Source organism: Vibrio sp. 10N.286.52.F8, assembly GCF_041468745.1.
GTDB lineage: Bacteria > Pseudomonadota > Gammaproteobacteria > Enterobacterales > Vibrionaceae > Vibrio > Vibrio crassostreae_C.
Map to the genome: position 1 here is coordinate 1 of NZ_JBFRJF010000086.1, position 416 is coordinate 416.

The 416-nt window shown below is 46.2% G+C and carries 3 tRNA genes; all 3 read left to right on the forward strand.

The annotated features are described in order from the left end of the window. Positions 1-27 precede the first annotated feature (27 nt). The 3 genes from AB4133_RS22050 to AB4133_RS22060 all read left to right on the forward strand — a co-directional run bounded on the left by AB4133_RS22050 (position 28) and on the right by AB4133_RS22060 (position 290). Positions 28-103, forward strand: a tRNA-Glu gene (locus AB4133_RS22050). Between the two features lie 2 nt (positions 104-105). Then, positions 106-181 (forward strand) — tRNA-Lys (locus AB4133_RS22055). A 33-nt stretch (positions 182-214) separates the two neighbouring features. After that, positions 215-290 (forward strand) — tRNA-Val (locus AB4133_RS22060). The last annotated feature ends 126 nt before the right edge of the window (positions 291-416 follow it).

Consider the following 416-nt stretch of genomic DNA (forward strand, 5'->3'; position numbering starts at 1 on the left):
ACTTTTAAAGTAGAGATAAGTTGCAGTGTCCCGTTCGTCTAGAGGCCTAGGACACCGCCCTTTCACGGCGGTAACAGGGGTTCGACTCCCCTACGGGATACCATTGGGTCGTTAGCTCAGTTGGTAGAGCAGTTGACTTTTAATCAATTGGTCGCAGGTTCGAATCCTGCACGACCCACCATTCTTTCTCCACGAAAGAATTAAAACTTTTAGTGGGCGATTAGCTCAGTTGGGAGAGCACCTGCCTTACAAGCAGGGGGTCACTGGTTCGAGCCCGGTATCGCCCACCATTCTCTAAATATTCTTGGAAGTTAAACCTCCAAACCACTTCTTATGTCGTTGGTTGGATTTTTCGACTGTGAGAGTCTTTAGAAAATGAACTTCACAAGAAGTCTTATTGCTCTTTAACAATTTGG